The following is a 15,624-nucleotide window of genomic DNA, read 5'->3' on the forward strand; positions in this document are numbered from 1 at the left end:
GCCGCGCGGGCGGCGCTCGATCTCCCTTCTGTGCCAGGCGCGCGCGACCGCCTTGTTTGTACGACGCGATATCGAGGCGTGCGCCAAGGCGTTAGGGCGTAAATCCCACAGGCATAATTGGCCCGAAACAAACGTAGGAGCGGGTTTACCCGCGAAGCGCCGCGCGGGCGGCGCTCGATCTCACAGGCGCTGAAACTCTCCCGGCGAACACCTACCGGGCGCTGAAACTCTCGCGGCGAACACCTACCAGGCGCTGAAACTCTCCCGCCAAACACCTACCCGCCAAAGCGCGAATTCCGCCTCTTGCCCTATACACACCGCGACACATTGTCGGCTTGACTTTGCCTATACCCACCCAATTGCTGTAAAGTTGACGCCAAGGTCAGCTTTTCTCAAGCCAGGCCAAGAATCAAAAGAAAGGGCAGGCCCCAACTGCCCAGAGGATCAAGCATGTCCAACCGTGATATTTCCCGGCGCGCCTTTCTGCAAGGCGGCCTGATCGCTGGTGTCGGCGTGACCATGGCGCCACTTGGCAGCCAGGCCTTCGCCGCGTTGATGGAGGAGCGCGTCACCACCTCGCCGCAGAAGTGGATGAACCACGACGGCAAGGCGCGTTTCCGTAACGATGCGTTGTCCAAGGTCTGCGGCGACAAAGTGTTCGCCCGCGACATCCGCGCCAAGGACATGCCCGGGTGGCCCGCGCAGCAGGGCCATGCGCTGCTGCTCAAGGCCACCACGGTTGATCGTATCTATGCCGGGCATGACCTCAGCCTGCTCGGCACCGACCTGCAGCCGGACCGCATCGTCACTGCCGCCGACCTCGAACAGGACGGCATTGCCTGGCCCGAGGCCCATTCGCCCGACCCGCTGCTGCCGCCCGGCAAGGTGCCGATGTTCATCGGCCACCCGGTGGCGATCCTGATCTGGCACGACTTCGAGCGCTTCCGCCAGGCCAAGCGCAAGCTGCAGTTCAATCAGCAGGCGATCCGTTACGGTGCCCAGGCGCCGCTGTACCAGCGCGACCCTTATGGCAGCTTCCGCTTCGTGCGGGTGGGCGGCGCCACGCCGTTCGACGACGATGAGTTCTCCAGCCTGAAGAACGCCATGCTGTTCCCCACCATTCTCAACCGCAAGCCGGTGTGGTCGAAGCAGCCCAACCAGCACGGCGACCTGACCGAGCAGGGTTTGTTCTACGCCAAGCGCATGGCCGAGCAGCTGGACAACCCGCCCGAGGACTGGCTGGTGTTCGACGAGCGCTACAAGACGCCGTCCATCGAACCTGCCGCGCTGGAGCCGGACAACGGTAACGGCTGGTATGACCCGGCCACGGGCACGCTGCACTTCGTGGTCGCCACTCAGTGCCCGTTCGAAGTGGCGCAGGAATGCGTGCACATGATCAAGCCGTCGCGCTTTGCCCTGAACACGCTGAACATGCATCCGGGCTATACCGTGGGCTATGGCTCAAAAGACAACAACATCTTCGTCTTCTATGCCGCGGTGGCTGCGCTTTACGGCGCCGGCGTGCCGATCCGCCTGGCCAACGACCGTTACGAGCAGTTCCAGAGCGGTATCAAGCGCCATGCCTTCGATATCCGCTACCAGCTGGCGGTGGACAAGAAGGACAACAGCTTCAAGATCTTCCGCGCCGACATGAGCTGCGACGGCGGCGGGCGCATCAACTACAGCCCGTCGGTGGCAGCCGTGGGCGCCACGGCAGCGCAGTCGATCTACTACATGCCACAGAACGACCTGTCGGTGACCGCCTACTATTCCCGTGGCGTCGAGGCCGGCTCCATGCGCGGTTACGGCACCCTGCAGAGCATGGCGGCCACCGAGATGATGGTGGATGAGATCGCCGGCCGCCTGGGCGTCGATGCCATCGACCTGCGCCGCGCCAACGCGCTGAAATCGGGCATGAAGAACACCCAGGGTGCGGTCCCGGCCGGCGCCCTGCGCCTGTACGAGATCCTCGACAAGGCCGCTGTGCACGAGTGGTGGCGCAACCGCGATGCACGCAAGCAACAGATGGACGCCAGGGACCCGGACCACTGGTACGGCGTCGGCTTCGCCATCTGCCAGAAGGACTTCGGCACAGGTTCCGAGGCGCCGATGGCCAGTGTCGAGTTCAGCGCCGATGGCCGCATCAGCCTGCGCCATATCGGCACCGAGCTGGGCACCGGCATGTCCACCTCCCAGGCTTTGGTGGTCAGCGATTTCCTCGGCCGTTCGGCCGACGAGGTGACGACTGCAGTCACCGAATGGCCAGAGCTGCAATTGAGCACTAGCGGAAACCCGTACCTGATCAGCCAGCCGGAGCAGGACGCCGCGCTGCGCAACCCGCGCTGGGTCGGCAAGCTGGCGTCGCCATCGTCGGCGACCAACTCGGCGTTTTACTTCAGCCATGCCACCCGCGAAGCGGCGCGTGTGCTGTTCAATCATGGGTTGTGGCCGGCGGCCATGGCGATCTGGAGCCAAGGCCCGCACGGCGGCCAGGCCAACCCGCTGGTGGTGCGCCGCGAAAATGCGGTGTGGGTCAACGGTGAGCTGACCGGCAATGGCCTGGCGCCGATTCCGTTTGCCCAGCTGGCGCAGAAGGCCCACGACATGGGGCTGGTTACTGGCGTGAGCGTGCACGGCTTCAACCGCTGGAGCTGGGCCGAGGCCGACTTTGTCATCGATGGCGTGCGCGAGCGCTTCCCCCTCGATGCCATGGCGGTGAAGTACGGCGATGGTGCGGTGAATGCCAAGAAGGCGCAGATGGGCAGCCATGGCTATCACCTGCTCGACCGGCAGAATGCGGCCTACCCCGACACCCAGCTGAACAACGCCATGGTCACCTACTACAGCCCGGTGGCGACCATCGTCGAGGTCAAGGTCAACAAAGGCACCTTGGAGACGCAGGTGCTCAACCACCACAGTTGGGTCGAGTGTGGCCGGGTGCTGGTGCCGGAACTGGTCAAGGGCCAGCTCGAAGGCGGTATCGCCATGGGCATTGGCCATGCACTGACCGAAGAAATGCCGTTGTACGAGGGTGGGCCCGGGGAGGGCGACTGGAACTTCAACCGCTACCGCCTGCCGCATGCGCGCAATGTGGCGGTGTGGCAGCAGACCAGCGAAATCCTCCCGCCGCTGTCACCGACCGACCCCTCCAAGGGCATCGCCGAAGTGGTGATGATCCCGGTCGTCGGTGCCATCGGCAATGCCGTCGCGCATGCCATCGGCAAGCGCGTGCGCGATCTCCCCATCACCCCAGCCCGTATCAAGGAGGCCCTCAATGGCTAACCGTCCACTGCAACTGACGCTCAACGGTCAACCGGTCGGGCCGGTCGAGGTTCCCGCGGACCTGGCGATGATCGACTACCTGCACGAACACCAGAACCTCACCGGCTCGCGCCTGGGTTGCGGCCAGGGCATCTGCCACGCCTGCGTGGTGATCGTCGACAACCCCGACGGCACCAGCGAAGAAGTGCGCACCTGCATCACCGGTGCGCATTACTTCGAAGGCAAGAAGGTTCGCACCATCGAAGGCCATGCCAAAAAAGACCAGGCCGGCAACCTGACGCTCAACCCGATCCAGCAGAAGTTCGTCGACCTGTTCGCCTTCCAGTGCAGCTACTGCGCACCAGGCTTCGTCAACGCCGCTACCGTGCTGGTGGAAACGGCCCAGCGCCAGCCGCTGAAGAAGAGCGAAGTGGAAGACCGCATCGAGGCCAGCCTCGGTCACCACATCTGCCGCTGCACAGGCTACGTGCGTTACTACGATGCCACCCGCAAGGTGCTCAACGATCTCGGCCTGGTCAAGGAGGGTTGAACATGGGCTTCGTACGTAGCGCCTCGGCGTTGGCCCTCGGGCTGGCGGTCAGTTCGTTTGCCTTGGCGGCCGACGATGCGCAGGTCAAGCGCGGTGAATACCTGGCCCGCGCGGCCGACTGCATGGCCTGCCATACCGCCGAAGGCGGCGCGCCGTATGCGGGCGGCTTGCCGATCCATTCGCCGTTCGGCACCATTTATGGCAGCAATATCACCCCGGACAAACAGTACGGCATCGGCAACTACAGCGCCGACGAGTTCTTCGCCGCAGTCACCGAGGGCAAGCGCAAGGACGGCGCCAACCTTTATCCTGCGATGCCTTACACCTCGTACCACCTGATCAAGCGTGAAGACTCGGACGCGATCCTCGCCTACCTGATGACCATACCGCCGATCAACCGCCCGGCACCGCAGACCGCGTTGCGCTTCCCGTTCAATGTGCGCATGGGGCTCAGCGGCTGGAACATGCTGTATGGCAAGAGCGTGCAACTGCAGCCGACCGAGGGTAAAAGCACGGCCTGGCAGCGCGGCCAGTACATGGTCGAGGTCATGGGCCATTGTGGCGAATGCCATACCCCGCGCAATCCGATCGGTGCGCTGCAGCAGGACCAACGCCTGAGCGGCGGCCTGCTGGGTGGCTACCTGGCGCCAAGCCTGCTGGCCCAGGACCTGGCCGAGCGCGGCTGGACGCAGCCGGACCTGACCACCTTCCTCAAGCACGGCATCAGCGCCCAGGGCAGCATGTTCAACGAGATGTTCCCGGTGGTGCACCACAGCACCCAGCACCTGGAAGATGCAGACCTTGCGGCCATGGCCACCTACCTGCTGGGCGACCAGCCGCCGCCGGCCAAGGCTATCGAGGCCGTTGCCCTGGAGCGGATGAGCGACAGTGCCAAGCGGGGCCACCAGCAGTACCTGAACGTCTGCGCCGGCTGCCATGGTGTCGACGGCGAGGGCAAGCCGCACATCGCCGTGGCCATGCGCGGCAACACCGTGCTGCGTCAGGCCGACTCGCGCAATCTGGTCAAGGTGGTCCTCGAGGGTATCCGTGAACAGCAGTTCACCGGCTTCGAGCGCATGCAGCCGATGCCGGGCTTTGCCGACAAGCTTGATGACCAACAGGTGACAGATATGGTCAACTACTTGCGCCAGGCCTGGGGTGGATTGCCCGGCGACCTGAACGTACAGCAGCTCGCCGAGCTGAAGGCGGAGTAAAGCGTGCAGCATCTCGATCTACAGGTGATCCGTCAGGCTTTGCAGTGGTCCTGCAACGGTCAGCGGGTATGGTTGTGCACGGTGCTCGCCACCTACGGCTCGGCACCGCGTGCGCCGGGCTCGCTGCTGGCGGTGAACGCCAGCGGCCAGTGGCTGGGCTCGCTGTCCGGTGGCTGTGTCGAAGACGACTTTCTCGAACGCGTGGCCCTGGGGGAATTCCCGGAGCCGGTTGCCATCGTGCGTTATGGCGACGGCAGCGACCCGCGTTCGCGCGTTCGCCTGCCGTGTGGCGGTGTGCTGGAAGTGCTGGTGGAGAACCTGCCGGTTGAATGCGAGGTGCAGGCGCATCTGCGTGAGTTGGAACGTGCGCTGCTGGGCCAGCGCCGGGTACTGCGTGAGGTGAGCCTGCCTACGGGTACCCGCCAGCTGCTCGATGACCATAGTCAGGGGCCACGGGTCGAACGGGAAAATGCCCGGGTGCGCTTGCGTGTCGGCGCCGCCCAGCGGCTGCTGCTGGCCGGCTATTCCAGCGTGGCGCATTTTTGCGCCGAATTCGGCAGGGGGCTGGGTTTTGAGGTCATCCTTTGCGAGCCGCGTGACGAAGTACTCGACGGCGTAGTGCTGAATGGCATAGAGGTGCGCCGCGAGCTGCCGTCGGAATTCATCGCCAATGGCGGTTGCCATGCCGATACGGCAGTGGTGGCATTGACCCATGATCCAAAAATCGATGACCTGGCCATGCTTGAAGCCGTACGGACCGAAGCGTTCTACATCGGCGTGATGGGCTCCAAGGCCACCTCCGACAAGCGTCGCGAACGCTTGCAGCGAATTGGTGGCCTGGGTTGCGACGAGCTGGCGCGCATCCATGCGCCGATAGGCCTGAACCTGGGCAGCAAGACCCCGGCCGAGATCGCCCTGGCGGTACTGGCCGATATCCTTCGTGCGCGCAATGGCATCGAGCGGGCGGCGCTGTGAGCGTGGTTGCGTTGGTATTGGCGGCAGGCAGCAGTGTGCGTTTCGGCGCTGACAAGCGCCGTTCGCTGCTGGCTGACGGTCGAAGCTTGCTGGTACACAGCGTAGAGAGCGCCTGCGCAGTGTTCGATGATGTGCGGGTGGTGTTGCGTGAAGGGGAGCGAGGCGTGGACCTGGGGTTGCCTGCGCGGTGCAGGGTGGTCTCCAGTCCGGATTTCACATTGGGCATGGGCCATAGCCTGGCGGCCGGGGCCGCTTCGCTGGCTGACAGCGAGGCGCAGGCAGTAGCGATTCTGTTGGGTGATATGCCCTGGGTGGCGTCCGCGACCCTGGATTTGCTTGCACGCGAGGCCAGTGGGTCAACGATAGTCCTGCCTTGTCATGCTGGACGACAGGGCCATCCGGTGTTGTTCGGGCGCGATTTCTGGCCGGCGCTTGCCCGGTTGAAGGGTGATGAAGGGGCGCGTTCGGTGGTCAAGGCCAACCCGGCGGTTTGCGTCAGGCTAGAGGTGCAGGATGCCGGTGTGTTGCAGGATGTCGATAGGCCGGATGCGGTGCGCCCTTGAATGCGTTCGTCAAAGGCTATTCATCTTCTTCGCCAGTGAGTTCATAGGGTTCGAGTTCGCTCAGTTGGGAAAGCAGCACCAGATGCTCCACTGCCTTCAGCTTTTCAAGACGCTCAAGGCTGTCTGGGCCTCCCAGCATCAAGGCGGGGACAAAGCCATACATTTCGTCTGAGCCCAGGGTGCCGAGCCGTTCCCTGGCAGGTTCGAACAGGTCGTCGAAGTAGACGCACTCGGTCATCAGCCACATGAGCAAACCGTGGATCTTGTTGTCCCGTTCTTCGTCGCCTGAGCTGTGAGCGCCATCGAGGTAACGGGAATGGTAGGCCGCGATGGTCAGCACCGAACCGGTTTTCTCACCCCATAGGTACAGGTCGCCAAAAGCGCTGCGGGCGATGAGGTGATAAGTGTCGCATGCTTCGAAGTGCGTACCTGCCAACCAAGAGGCCACTACACCCTGGTATTCCTGAGGATTTACCAGCCAGAACAAGCCGCCGCCGTAGCCGCACCAGCCGTGGTCTTGCCAGTATTCAAGGAGGCGATTGGGGAGTTTGCCTTGGTAATGATCGACAGCGGCAGGTGGTACGGGTTGCTGGCCGATGGGGTCGCCGAAGGTTTCCAGGAAAATGCTGAAGATGACATCCATTCGTTTAGGTCCTTTTGTGTGCTCAGAAGTCAGAGAAGCTGTAGGGTTCGAGTTCGGTGATTTGAGACAGCAAAATTAAATGCTCTATTGCTTTAAGTTTTTCCAGGTTTTTGAGGTCGGGGCGCCCTCCCAGCATTAATGCAGGAACAAAGGCATACATCTCATCTTCTTTCAAGATGCCCAGCTTTTTCTTCGCGGGCTCAAAAAGGTTTTCAAAATCGTTGTGTTCTTTTTTTCTTGATAGAAAGAAACTTTGGACCTCTCTGGTTGCTTCCGTTTCAGTGAGTGTGCAGTTTTCACCTGTGTAACGGGACAGAAGACTTGTGATTTTTACTGAAAAGCCACTGTTCTCTCCCCAAAGATACAGGTCGCCGAAAGCGCTTCTGGCAATCAAGTGGTAAGTGTCCCGATGTTCAAGGAGGGTGCCCTCGATCCAGGATGAGACCACGCCCTCATACTCCTGTGGATTAACCAGCCAGAATATACCTTCGCCAAAACCACACCATCCATGCTCTTTCCAGTATGCAAGTAACAACGCTGGAAGTTTTCCGTTATAGCGATCAATGCTGGAGGGGGGCACCTCTCGACGCGAAAAAGGCGCGCCTATATTGTCAAGGAATATGGAGAATACCTCATCCATTTGCGATGCCTCTTATCGTTAGCACTTATGAAGTCTTACATTCATGTAAGTCGAGTGGGTGCCGAATTTCGGCGATTTTTCCGCAGCCTCTTTTATGCTGGCTAGTCTGTTTCGCCATTGAGCACCAATGCTGGAGTTGACCCAGAACGGGCCGGTGCCTTCATTGCCGCAGGTGCCTTACCAGGCGAAGCGGATGCCATCGACGTAGTACTCGCCGATACGCGGCAAGCCCTCGACGAAGAACTCGGCAATGGAAGCCAGCCCCAGCGCACCGAGGATCCAGCCGCTGACCTTGAGGCCTATGGCCGCGCCCGCGCCGGCAAACGGAATGGTTCCGGCGCCGCCAGTGAATGCGCCAACCCCCGCTCCAAGCAGGCCGCCGGTAACGGTGCTGCCGATGACGATCATCGCCATCTGCTGCACAACCCTCAGCAGTTCGTCGACGATGCTGTTGATGTCGAGGTCGGCGAAGCGCTGGCGTAGCATGTGCGCCGCCTGCCATTCAGCCTGGTAGAAGGCTGTGCGGACAGCTTCGATCCGGCGCAGGTTGAGGCCCAGTGAGGCGACCTCTTCATTGAGGCTGGTGCGGAACTGGCCACCGCTTGGGTAGCCCACCATGGCGATGACACGTGACTCGATCTCGTGCCAGGAGGGCACGAGGTAATCCAGGTACATGAGGTGTCTCCCTGACAACGTGTGCAGGGGGAAATCCCATCATGGATTCGGATCAGAGGTTTCTGGGTCAGTTGTAGGAAAAGGCGACTTCGTTTCTGTTGTGTTCGAGAAGCTCGGGAATTGGGTCCCGCCGTGAGCAGGCCCTGCTCCAGGCGCTGCTGCAGACCCCTGGGCGAGTGCTGTCCAGCGAGCAACTGAAAGACTGCGTGTATGGTTTCAGCGACGAAGTCGAGAGCAACGCCCTGAACGTGCACATCCACCACCTGCGGCGCAAGCTGGGTAACGGCATTGTCGAGACCGTGCGTGGCCTTGGCTACCGGCTGGGCCCGGCGCAGGCACCGCAAGAGGCCGCATCATGAGCCTTCGGGTACGCCTGATCCTCGGCAGGCCTTCGTGATCATCTGGGCGCTGGCCGCGGCGTGGATGCTGCGTGACCTGCGCCAGCAGATGATGTTTTCCCTCGACCAGCGCCTGGTGGCGTCGGCGCGTATGGTCGCCGGGCTGATCGACCAGTTGCCGCAGCCGCTGACTGCCAAGGGCGGGGAGGCGCATTTTTCCGCCGACCAGTTCAGCGTACCGGATGGCATGGCCTGTCAGGTCAGCTCGCTGCGTGGCGAGATCCTCGCCAGCAACCACAAGCACGATGGCGCCATGGACGACGAGCGCAGCGGGTTCCGTGACCAGACCATCGACGATGCGCTTTGGCGCACCTTTACCTACAAGCACGGCGACGTGCGCATCACCACGGCTGACCGGCACATGGAGCGCGAGGCGCTGAACCAGTCGATTCTGCTGGCGGCATCGGTGCCGGTACTGATGGCCCTGCTCGGCAGCCTGGGGCTGTTGTGGATCGGCCTTGGCAAGGGCCTGGAGCCGCTCAACCGCATGCGTGATGCCTTGCGCCGCAGGCGCGCGGACAGTGTCGAACCGCTGCAGGTGGCGGGCATGCCCAGCGAGTTGCAGCCGTTGCTGGAAACCCAGAACCAGCTGTTCCGGCGCATTGCCAGGACCCTCGAGCGTGAGCGGCGCCTGACCGACGATGCCGCGCATGAACTGCGCAGCCCGCTGACCGCGATCAAGACCCACCTGCAGGTGGCACGCATGACCGACGGCGCGGTGCGCGAGCAAGCGCTGGAGCATGCAGGATTAGCCAGGCTGGCAGACGCGTCCAGCATCAACGCCGTGACGAAGCCGTGCATCTCATCCGCCGCTTTTCACGGCCAATACTGTGTTTAGAAGTCAGAAAAGCTATAGGGTTCGAGGGTGGAGATCTGTGCAAGTAGTATTAAGTGCTCGACAGCTTTGACTTTTTCTAGGTGGGCAAGATCGCAGGGGCCACCGAATGCCAAGGCTGGAACGAAACCATACATCTCATCATGATTGAGTTTGCCTAATTTGTTATATGCAGGCTCGAATAAATCGCCAAAGTCGTTGGACTCCCGTTCGATCAATAGAAAGAAATCTTGCACCTCCTTGTCCATGTTGCCTGCATCAAGTTCATTCACTCTGCCGCAGTATTGTGAAGTGTGGGCTACGATGTCTAATGAAAAACCGGAATTTTCTCCGTACAGATAGAGATCACCAAAGGCGCCCCGAGCGATGACATGATAGGTATCTCGCCCTTCGAGCGCAGTGCCTTCTATGAAGGAGGCGGCTACGCCCTCGTAGTCTTGCGGATTGACCGTCCAGAATATTCCATCACCATATCCGCACCATCCGTGCTCGGCCCAGTATTCCAACAGTTTCTTCGGCAATTTACCGCTGTAGCGCTCGATGCTAGAAGGAGGCACCTCCTGCCTGAAAATCGGCTCGCCCATCTCTTCTATGAAGAGGGAGAAAAATTCGTCCATTGTCGCGCTCCTTATCTTGTTAGCATTTGTGCAGTCTGACATTTAAAAAGCCTGATGCGCGGCCATCTTTGGCTTGTTCTTCGACTGATCTTGTCAGCTCTCCTACCCTGCTTCTCCATTGGGGACCTATAGTGGAATTTACTTGCCTATCCCCGAAGTCAGAGATGACATCCTTGCCGCCGGCGATTAGATCTGGATTGTGCAGCGCAGCAAGAGAGGACATCGTTTCCTTAGCCTGCATCGTTGAAATTTTTCTTGCTTCAATTGGGTTCATGTCCTTGGGCAGTTTTCTATAAGCTCTTTTCCTTAGGTCGTCATACAGTTTTTGTCTTGCTTTTCTCGCAGTTTTTGGATCTCGCTTTATGGGGTTTGCAATATTTTCCAGGAACTCTTCAACCGTCAGCCGATTGAGTCCATCTTGTTGTCCCTTTAACTGCCGCTCAAACTCGCCATGCTTCGACGCTGGCAATTTATCCGCCTTGAAACACGCCACCGTATGCAACGGCATCCTACCGGGCTTAGCTGTCGAGGGCTCCTTGTCTTTTCCCGCCTGCCGATTCGGCTGAACTGGCTGCGGATCATCCATCGCCCCTTTGCGCCGCTCCGGCACTTGCAGATCCGGCCGTTTCTTCAACCCCTCTTCATGCTGGAGCATCCATTGCCCCAACCGCGCGCCTTTGCGGCTGGCCGCCATCTCCTGGGCCAGCACTCGGGCATCGCCGCGCCCGCGGGTGAGGTACGACACGATCGCCCCCAACAACAGCACCACGACTTCCACATGGCCTTGGGCAATCTGATGCGTGGCCCGGGATATCGCATAGGGGTCGTCCCGGCAGAACGGGCCGGTGCCTTCATTGCCGCAGGTGCCTTCCCAGGCGAAGCGGATGCCATCGACGTAGTACTCGCCGATCCGCGGTAAGCCCTCGACGAAGAACTCGGCAATGGAGGCCAGCCCCAGCGCTCCGAGGATCCAGCCGCTGACCTTGAGGCCCATGGCCGCGCCTGCGCCAGCGAACGGAATGGTTCCGGCGCCGCCGGCGAATGCGCCTACCCCCGCGCCAAGCAGGCCACCGGTAATGGTGCTGCCGGCGACGATCATCGCCATCTGCTGCACGACCCTCAGCAGTTCGTCGACGATGCTGTTGATGTCGAGGTCGGCGAAGCGCTGGCGCAGCATCTGCGCCGCCTGCCATTCGGCGTGGTAGAAGGCTGTGCGGACAGCTTCGATCCGGCGCAGGTTGAGGCCCAGCGAGGCGACTTCTTCATTGAGGCTGGTGCGGAACTGGCCACCGCTTTGGTAGCCCACCATGGCGATGACACGTGACTCGATCTCGTGCCAGGAGGGCACGAGGTAATCCAGGTACATGAGGTGTCTCCCTGACAGCGCGTGCAGGGGGAAATCCCATCATGGATTCGGATCAGAGGTTTCTGGGTCAGTTGTAGGAAAAGGCGACTTCGTTTCTGTTGTGTTCGAGAAACTCGGGAATTGGGGTTGAGGCTGCGAGGGGCAGGGTGGCGACCCGCGCGGCGCTCGATCTCCCCCCAACCCTCCCCAAAAGGTCCATAATGCCCCCTTAATCCGCCCAAGGTGCAATACCAGCCACACCACTCCGGGAGCCCCACCATGCACGTTCTGCTCTGCGAGGACGACGACCTGATCGCCGCCGGCATCTGCGCCGGCCTCACCGCTCAGGGTCTGACCGTGGACCGGGTTGGCAACGCCGCCGCTGCGCGAGCGATGCTGCAGGCCGCGCAGTTCGACGTGATGATCCTCGACCTCGGCCTGCCCGACGAAGATGGCCTCAAGCTGCTGCGCCGCCTGCGCGAAAAAGGCGAGACCCTGCCGGTACTGGTGCTCACCGCCCGCGATGCCGTCACCGATCGTGTCGATGGCCTGCAGGCCGGTGCCGACGATTACCTGCTCAAGCCCTTCGATCTGCGCGAGCTGGCCGCACGCCTGCATACCTTGCTGCGGCGGGTGGCCGGGCGGGCGGTGAACGTGATCGAGCACGGCCCGCTGCGCTATGACCCGAGTAGCTGCGAGGCGACCCTGGCCGGCCAGCATGTCGACCTGTCCCGCCGTGAGCAGGCCCTGCTCCAGGCGCTGCTGCAGAACCCCGGGCGAGTGCTGTCCAGCGAGCAACTGAAGGACTGCGTATACGGTTTCAGCGACGAGGTCGAGAGCAACGCCCTGAATGTGCACATCCACCACCTGCGTCGCAAGCTGGGTAACGGCATTGTCGAGACCGTGCGTGGCCTGGGCTACCGGCTGGGCCCGGCGCAGGCACCGCAAGAGGCCGCATCATGAGCCTTCGGGTACGCCTGAGCCTGATCCTCGGCAGTGCCTTCGTGATCATCTGGGCGCTGGCCGCGGCGTGGATGCTGCGTGACCTGCGCCAGCAGATGATGTTTTCCCTCGACCAGCGCCTGGTGGCGTCGGCGCGTATGGTCGCCGGGCTGATCGACCAGTTGCCGCAGCCGCTGACTGCCAAGGGCGGGGAGGCGCATTTTTCCGCCGACCAGTTCAGCGTACCGGATGGCATGGCCTGCCAGGTCAGCTCGCTGCGTGGCGAGATCCTCGCCAGCAACCACAAGCACGATGGCGCCATGGACGACGAGCGCAGCGGGTTCCGTGACCAGACCATCGACGATGCGCTTTGGCGCACCTTTACCTACAACCACGGCGATGTGCGCATCACCACGGCCGACCGGCACATGGAGCGCGAGGCGCTGAACCAGTCGATTCTGCTGGCGGCATCGGCGCCGGTATTGATGGCCCTGCTTGGCAGCCTGGGGCTGTTGTGGATCGGCCTTGGCAAGGGCCTGGAGCCGCTCAACCGCATGCGTGATGCCTTGCGCCGCAGGCGTGCGGACAGTGTCGAGCCGCTGCAGGTGGCGGGCATGCCCAGCGAGTTACAGCCGTTGCTGGAGACCCAGAACCAGCTGTTCCTGCGCATTGCTCAGACCCTCGAGCGTGAGCGGCGCCTGACCGACGATGCCGCGCATGAACTGCGCAGCCCGTTGACCGCGATCAAGACCCACCTGCAGGTGGCGCGCATGACCGACGGTGCAGTGCGCGAGCAGGCGCTGGAACATGCCGAGCAGGGCACCGACCGCATGCACCGCACGCTTGAGCAGTTGCTGATGCTGGCGCGGGTAGAAGGCAGCCTGTCGTTCGAGGATGGCGTGCAGTGCAGCGCCGAGCAGGTGGCGCGGCAGGCGATGCAGGATGCGGGCGGCGGCGACAACCGGCGTATCGTGCTGCGTCTGCCTGAGGAGGCTACGCAAATCTACCTGGGCATGCCGGCACCGTTGGCGGTGGCAGCACTGCGCAACCTGCTGGACAACGCCTTGCGTCATGGCGGTGATGAAGCTGTAGAGCTGGACGTGCAGATGGCAGACGGCCAAGTGGGCTTCATGGTGCGTGACCATGGGCCAGGGATTGCCGAAGCGGACCTGGAGCACCTGACCGAGCGCTTCTGGCGTAATGGGCAGAGTGGTGGTTGCGGATTGGGGCTGGCGATAGTGCAGGCAATCGTGCAGCGGTGTGCCGGTAGCCTGCGCTTTGACAGCCGTAGTGACGGCTTGCGGGTCTTGTTGCGGGTACCGGCGCGTCCGGTGCATTGATGTTTATTGCCTGTGCTGGCCTCTTCGCGGGTGAACCCGCTCCTACGGGCGGTGCGGTCCTTGTAGGAGCGGTTTACCCGCGAAGGGGCCAGCAGAGACAAAAATAAAATCCAGTAACAACCGCTAAATCCTCCCCCCACTCAAGCGTTTCCAAAGCGATAACCGCCCATCCGCTTGCTTGCGAGGATTCACCCATGTCCACCGCTTCCAGCCTTGCCCAGGTTGCACCGGCCAGCTTGCCGCATCCCTTGTACGAATTCACCGATTCGCCTTTGCTGCAACGCCAGCAACAGCAGGAATCCAACGCCCGCAGCTACCCGCGGCGCATCCCGCTGGCGCTCAAGCGCGCCCGGGGCATCCATGTCGAAGACGTCGAAGGCCGCCAGTTCATCGACTGCCTGGCCGGCGCTGGCACCTTGGCGCTGGGTCATAATCACCCGGTCGTAGTCGAGGCAATCCAGCGCGTGCTGGCTGACGAACTGCCGCTGCATACACTCGACCTGACCACACCGGTCAAGGACCGTTTCGTCCAGGACCTGTTCGGCATCCTGCCCGAGGCGCTGCGTCGCGAGGCCAAGGTGCAGTTCTGCGGCCCAACCGGTACCGACGCCGTTGAAGCGGCGCTCAAACTGGTGCGTGGTGCAACCGGGCGCAGCACCGTGCTGGCCTTCCACGGCGCCTACCATGGCATGAGCCAGGGCGCGTTGAGTCTGATGGGTAGCCTTGGCCCCAAGCAGCCACTGGGTGCGTTGCTGAGCAGCGGCGTGCAGTTCATGCCGTACCCCTACGACTACCGCTGCCCGTTCGGCCTGGGTGGTGAGGCCGGGGTCAAGGCCAACCTGCATTACCTGGAAAACCTGCTGCTCGATCCGGAAAGCGGCGTGCCGCTGCCCGCCGCCGTGATCCTCGAAGTGGTACAGGGTGAGGGCGGGGTAATTCCGGCCGACATCGAATGGCTCAAGGGCGTGCGGCGCATTACCGAGCAGGCCGGCGTGGCGTTGATCGTCGATGAGATCCAGAGCGGCTTCGCCCGTACCGGGCGCATGTTCGCCTTCGAGCACGCCGGCATCGTGCCCGATGTGGTCACCTTGTCCAAAGCCATCGGTGGCAGCCTGCCGCTGGCGGTAGTCGTCTATCGCGACTGGCTGGACACCTGGAAGCCGGGCGCCCATGCCGGTACCTTCCGTGGCAACCAGATGGCCATGGCGGCGGGTTCGGCGGTGATCCACTACCTGGTCGAGCATCGCCTGGCCGAGCATGCCGAGGCCATGGGGCTGCGCCTGCGTCAGCACTTGCAGCAATTGCAACGTGACTATCCGCAATTGGGTGATGTACGCGGGCGTGGCTTGATGCTTGGGGTCGAACTGGTGGAGCCGCAGGGCGAGCGGGATGCCTTGGGGTATCCACAGGCCAACCGAGAGCTGGCGGCCAAGGTGCAGCGCGAGTGCCTCAAGCGCGGGTTGATCCTGGAACTGGGCGGGCGGCATGGCGCGGTGGTGCGTTTCCTGCCGCCGTTGATCATCAGCGCTGAGCAGATCGATGACGTGGCGCAGCGCTTTGCAGAGGCGTTGATCGCGGCAGTCTGAACCTTCGTCAGGGCCGCGTTGCGGCCCATCGCCTGCGCCA

12 protein-coding genes and 4 pseudogenes are annotated in these 15,624 nt (G+C 62.3%); 10 read left to right on the forward strand and 6 right to left on the reverse strand.

Features of this window, described 5'->3' with window-relative positions; genetic code table 11:
- Positions 1 to 450 precede the first annotated feature (450 nt).
- The 5 genes from AC3WLP_RS19290 to AC3WLP_RS19310 are packed head-to-tail and all read left to right on the forward strand — an operon-like array spanning position 451 to position 6,563.
- Entirely contained in the window at positions 451 to 3,282 is a 2,832-nt protein-coding gene (locus AC3WLP_RS19290; RefSeq protein WP_014755856.1) for a xanthine dehydrogenase family protein molybdopterin-binding subunit, read from the forward strand.
- Positions 3,275 to 3,811, forward strand: coding sequence for a (2Fe-2S)-binding protein (locus tag AC3WLP_RS19295; RefSeq protein ID WP_014755857.1), 537 nt, complete (start codon positions 3,275 to 3,277; stop codon positions 3,809 to 3,811). The genes AC3WLP_RS19290 and AC3WLP_RS19295 overlap by 8 nt, the downstream gene beginning before the upstream one ends.
- Before the next feature lie 2 nt (positions 3,812 to 3,813).
- Entirely contained in the window at positions 3,814 to 5,025 is a 1,212-nt protein-coding gene (locus AC3WLP_RS19300) for a cytochrome c (RefSeq protein WP_012051706.1), read from the forward strand.
- A 3-nt stretch (positions 5,026 to 5,028) separates the two neighbouring features.
- Positions 5,029 to 6,000 (forward strand): XdhC family protein, encoded by a 972-nt coding sequence (locus AC3WLP_RS19305; protein WP_003254261.1) that lies wholly within the window; start codon positions 5,029 to 5,031, stop codon positions 5,998 to 6,000.
- Complete coding sequence (locus AC3WLP_RS19310) at positions 5,997 to 6,563, forward strand: nucleotidyltransferase family protein (protein WP_004576177.1); 567 nt, start codon at positions 5,997 to 5,999, stop codon at positions 6,561 to 6,563. The genes AC3WLP_RS19305 and AC3WLP_RS19310 overlap by 4 nt, the downstream gene beginning before the upstream one ends.
- A 16-nt stretch (positions 6,564 to 6,579) precedes the next feature.
- Here the strand turns inward: AC3WLP_RS19310 and AC3WLP_RS19315 are convergent, their stop codons facing one another.
- The 4 genes and pseudogenes from AC3WLP_RS19315 to AC3WLP_RS19330 all read right to left on the reverse strand — a co-directional run.
- Entirely contained in the window at positions 6,580 to 7,206 is a 627-nt protein-coding gene (locus AC3WLP_RS19315) for a GAD-like domain-containing protein (protein WP_010954984.1), read from the reverse strand.
- A gap of 22 nt (positions 7,207 to 7,228) precedes the next feature.
- Entirely contained in the window at positions 7,229 to 7,846 is a 618-nt protein-coding gene (locus tag AC3WLP_RS19320; RefSeq protein ID WP_088513748.1) for a GAD-like domain-containing protein, read from the reverse strand.
- 18 nt (positions 7,847 to 7,864) lie between these two features.
- Positions 7,865 to 7,978: pseudogene (locus tag AC3WLP_RS19325) on the reverse strand (hypothetical protein); the annotation flags it as partial.
- Between the two features lie 48 nt (positions 7,979 to 8,026).
- Positions 8,027 to 8,521: pseudogene (locus tag AC3WLP_RS19330) on the reverse strand (DUF6861 domain-containing protein); the annotation flags it as partial.
- 125 nt (positions 8,522 to 8,646) lie between these two features.
- Between AC3WLP_RS19330 and AC3WLP_RS19335 the strand changes: the two are divergent.
- A pseudogene (locus tag AC3WLP_RS19335) lies at positions 8,647 to 8,880 on the forward strand (winged helix-turn-helix domain-containing protein); the annotation flags it as partial.
- Positions 8,877 to 9,664, forward strand: a pseudogene (locus tag AC3WLP_RS19340) (sensor histidine kinase N-terminal domain-containing protein); the annotation flags it as partial. The pseudogenes AC3WLP_RS19335 and AC3WLP_RS19340, both read left to right, overlap by 4 nt.
- 89 nt (positions 9,665 to 9,753) lie before the next feature.
- On the opposite strand, the gene AC3WLP_RS19345 reads toward AC3WLP_RS19340, so the two are convergent.
- Both AC3WLP_RS19345 and AC3WLP_RS19350 read right to left on the reverse strand, forming a co-directional pair.
- Positions 9,754 to 10,371 (reverse strand): GAD-like domain-containing protein, encoded by a 618-nt coding sequence (locus tag AC3WLP_RS19345; protein WP_088513747.1) that lies wholly within the window; start codon positions 10,369 to 10,371, stop codon positions 9,754 to 9,756.
- A 19-nt stretch (positions 10,372 to 10,390) separates the two neighbouring features.
- Positions 10,391 to 11,737 (reverse strand): DUF6861 domain-containing protein, encoded by a 1,347-nt coding sequence (locus AC3WLP_RS19350; RefSeq protein ID WP_088513746.1) that lies wholly within the window; start codon positions 11,735 to 11,737, stop codon positions 10,391 to 10,393.
- 258 nt (positions 11,738 to 11,995) lie between these two features.
- On the opposite strand from AC3WLP_RS19350, the gene AC3WLP_RS19355 reads away from it, so the two are divergent.
- From AC3WLP_RS19355 to AC3WLP_RS19365, 3 genes are all read left to right on the forward strand, one after another.
- A complete protein-coding gene (locus AC3WLP_RS19355) occupies positions 11,996 to 12,679 on the forward strand; it encodes a response regulator (protein WP_004576176.1) in 684 nt (227 codons plus the stop codon).
- Positions 12,676 to 13,998: an ATP-binding protein gene (locus AC3WLP_RS19360; RefSeq protein WP_003254253.1), complete on the forward strand. Its 1,323-nt coding sequence runs from the start codon at positions 12,676 to 12,678 to the stop codon at positions 13,996 to 13,998. The genes AC3WLP_RS19355 and AC3WLP_RS19360 overlap by 4 nt, the downstream gene beginning before the upstream one ends.
- 194 nt (positions 13,999 to 14,192) lie before the next feature.
- Positions 14,193 to 15,584 (forward strand): aspartate aminotransferase family protein, encoded by a 1,392-nt coding sequence (locus AC3WLP_RS19365; RefSeq protein WP_012051710.1) that lies wholly within the window; start codon positions 14,193 to 14,195, stop codon positions 15,582 to 15,584.
- Positions 15,585 to 15,624: the final 40 nt, after the last annotated feature.

This window comes from Pseudomonas sp. FW305-E2 (assembly GCF_058782925.1).

Coding starts and splice junctions, on each gene's coding strand:
- AC3WLP_RS19290 (WP_014755856.1), top strand. CDS start 451: ATGTCCAACCGTGATATTTCCCGGCGCGCCTTTCTGCAAGGCGGCCTG.
- AC3WLP_RS19300 (WP_012051706.1), top strand. CDS start 3,814: ATGGGCTTCGTACGTAGCGCCTCGGCGTTGGCCCTCGGGCTGGCGGTC.
- AC3WLP_RS19320 (WP_088513748.1), bottom strand. CDS start 7,846: ATGGATGAGGTATTCTCCATATTCCTTGACAATATAGGCGCGCCTTTT.
- AC3WLP_RS19345 (WP_088513747.1), bottom strand. CDS start 10,371: ATGGACGAATTTTTCTCCCTCTTCATAGAAGAGATGGGCGAGCCGATT.
- AC3WLP_RS19350 (WP_088513746.1), bottom strand. CDS start 11,737: ATGTACCTGGATTACCTCGTGCCCTCCTGGCACGAGATCGAGTCACGT.
- AC3WLP_RS19355 (WP_004576176.1), top strand. CDS start 11,996: ATGCACGTTCTGCTCTGCGAGGACGACGACCTGATCGCCGCCGGCATC.
- AC3WLP_RS19360 (WP_003254253.1), top strand. CDS start 12,676: ATGAGCCTTCGGGTACGCCTGAGCCTGATCCTCGGCAGTGCCTTCGTG.
- AC3WLP_RS19365 (WP_012051710.1), top strand. CDS start 14,193: ATGTCCACCGCTTCCAGCCTTGCCCAGGTTGCACCGGCCAGCTTGCCG.
- AC3WLP_RS19295 (WP_014755857.1), top strand. CDS start 3,275: ATGGCTAACCGTCCACTGCAACTGACGCTCAACGGTCAACCGGTCGGG.
- AC3WLP_RS19315 (WP_010954984.1), bottom strand. CDS start 7,206: ATGGATGTCATCTTCAGCATTTTCCTGGAAACCTTCGGCGACCCCATC.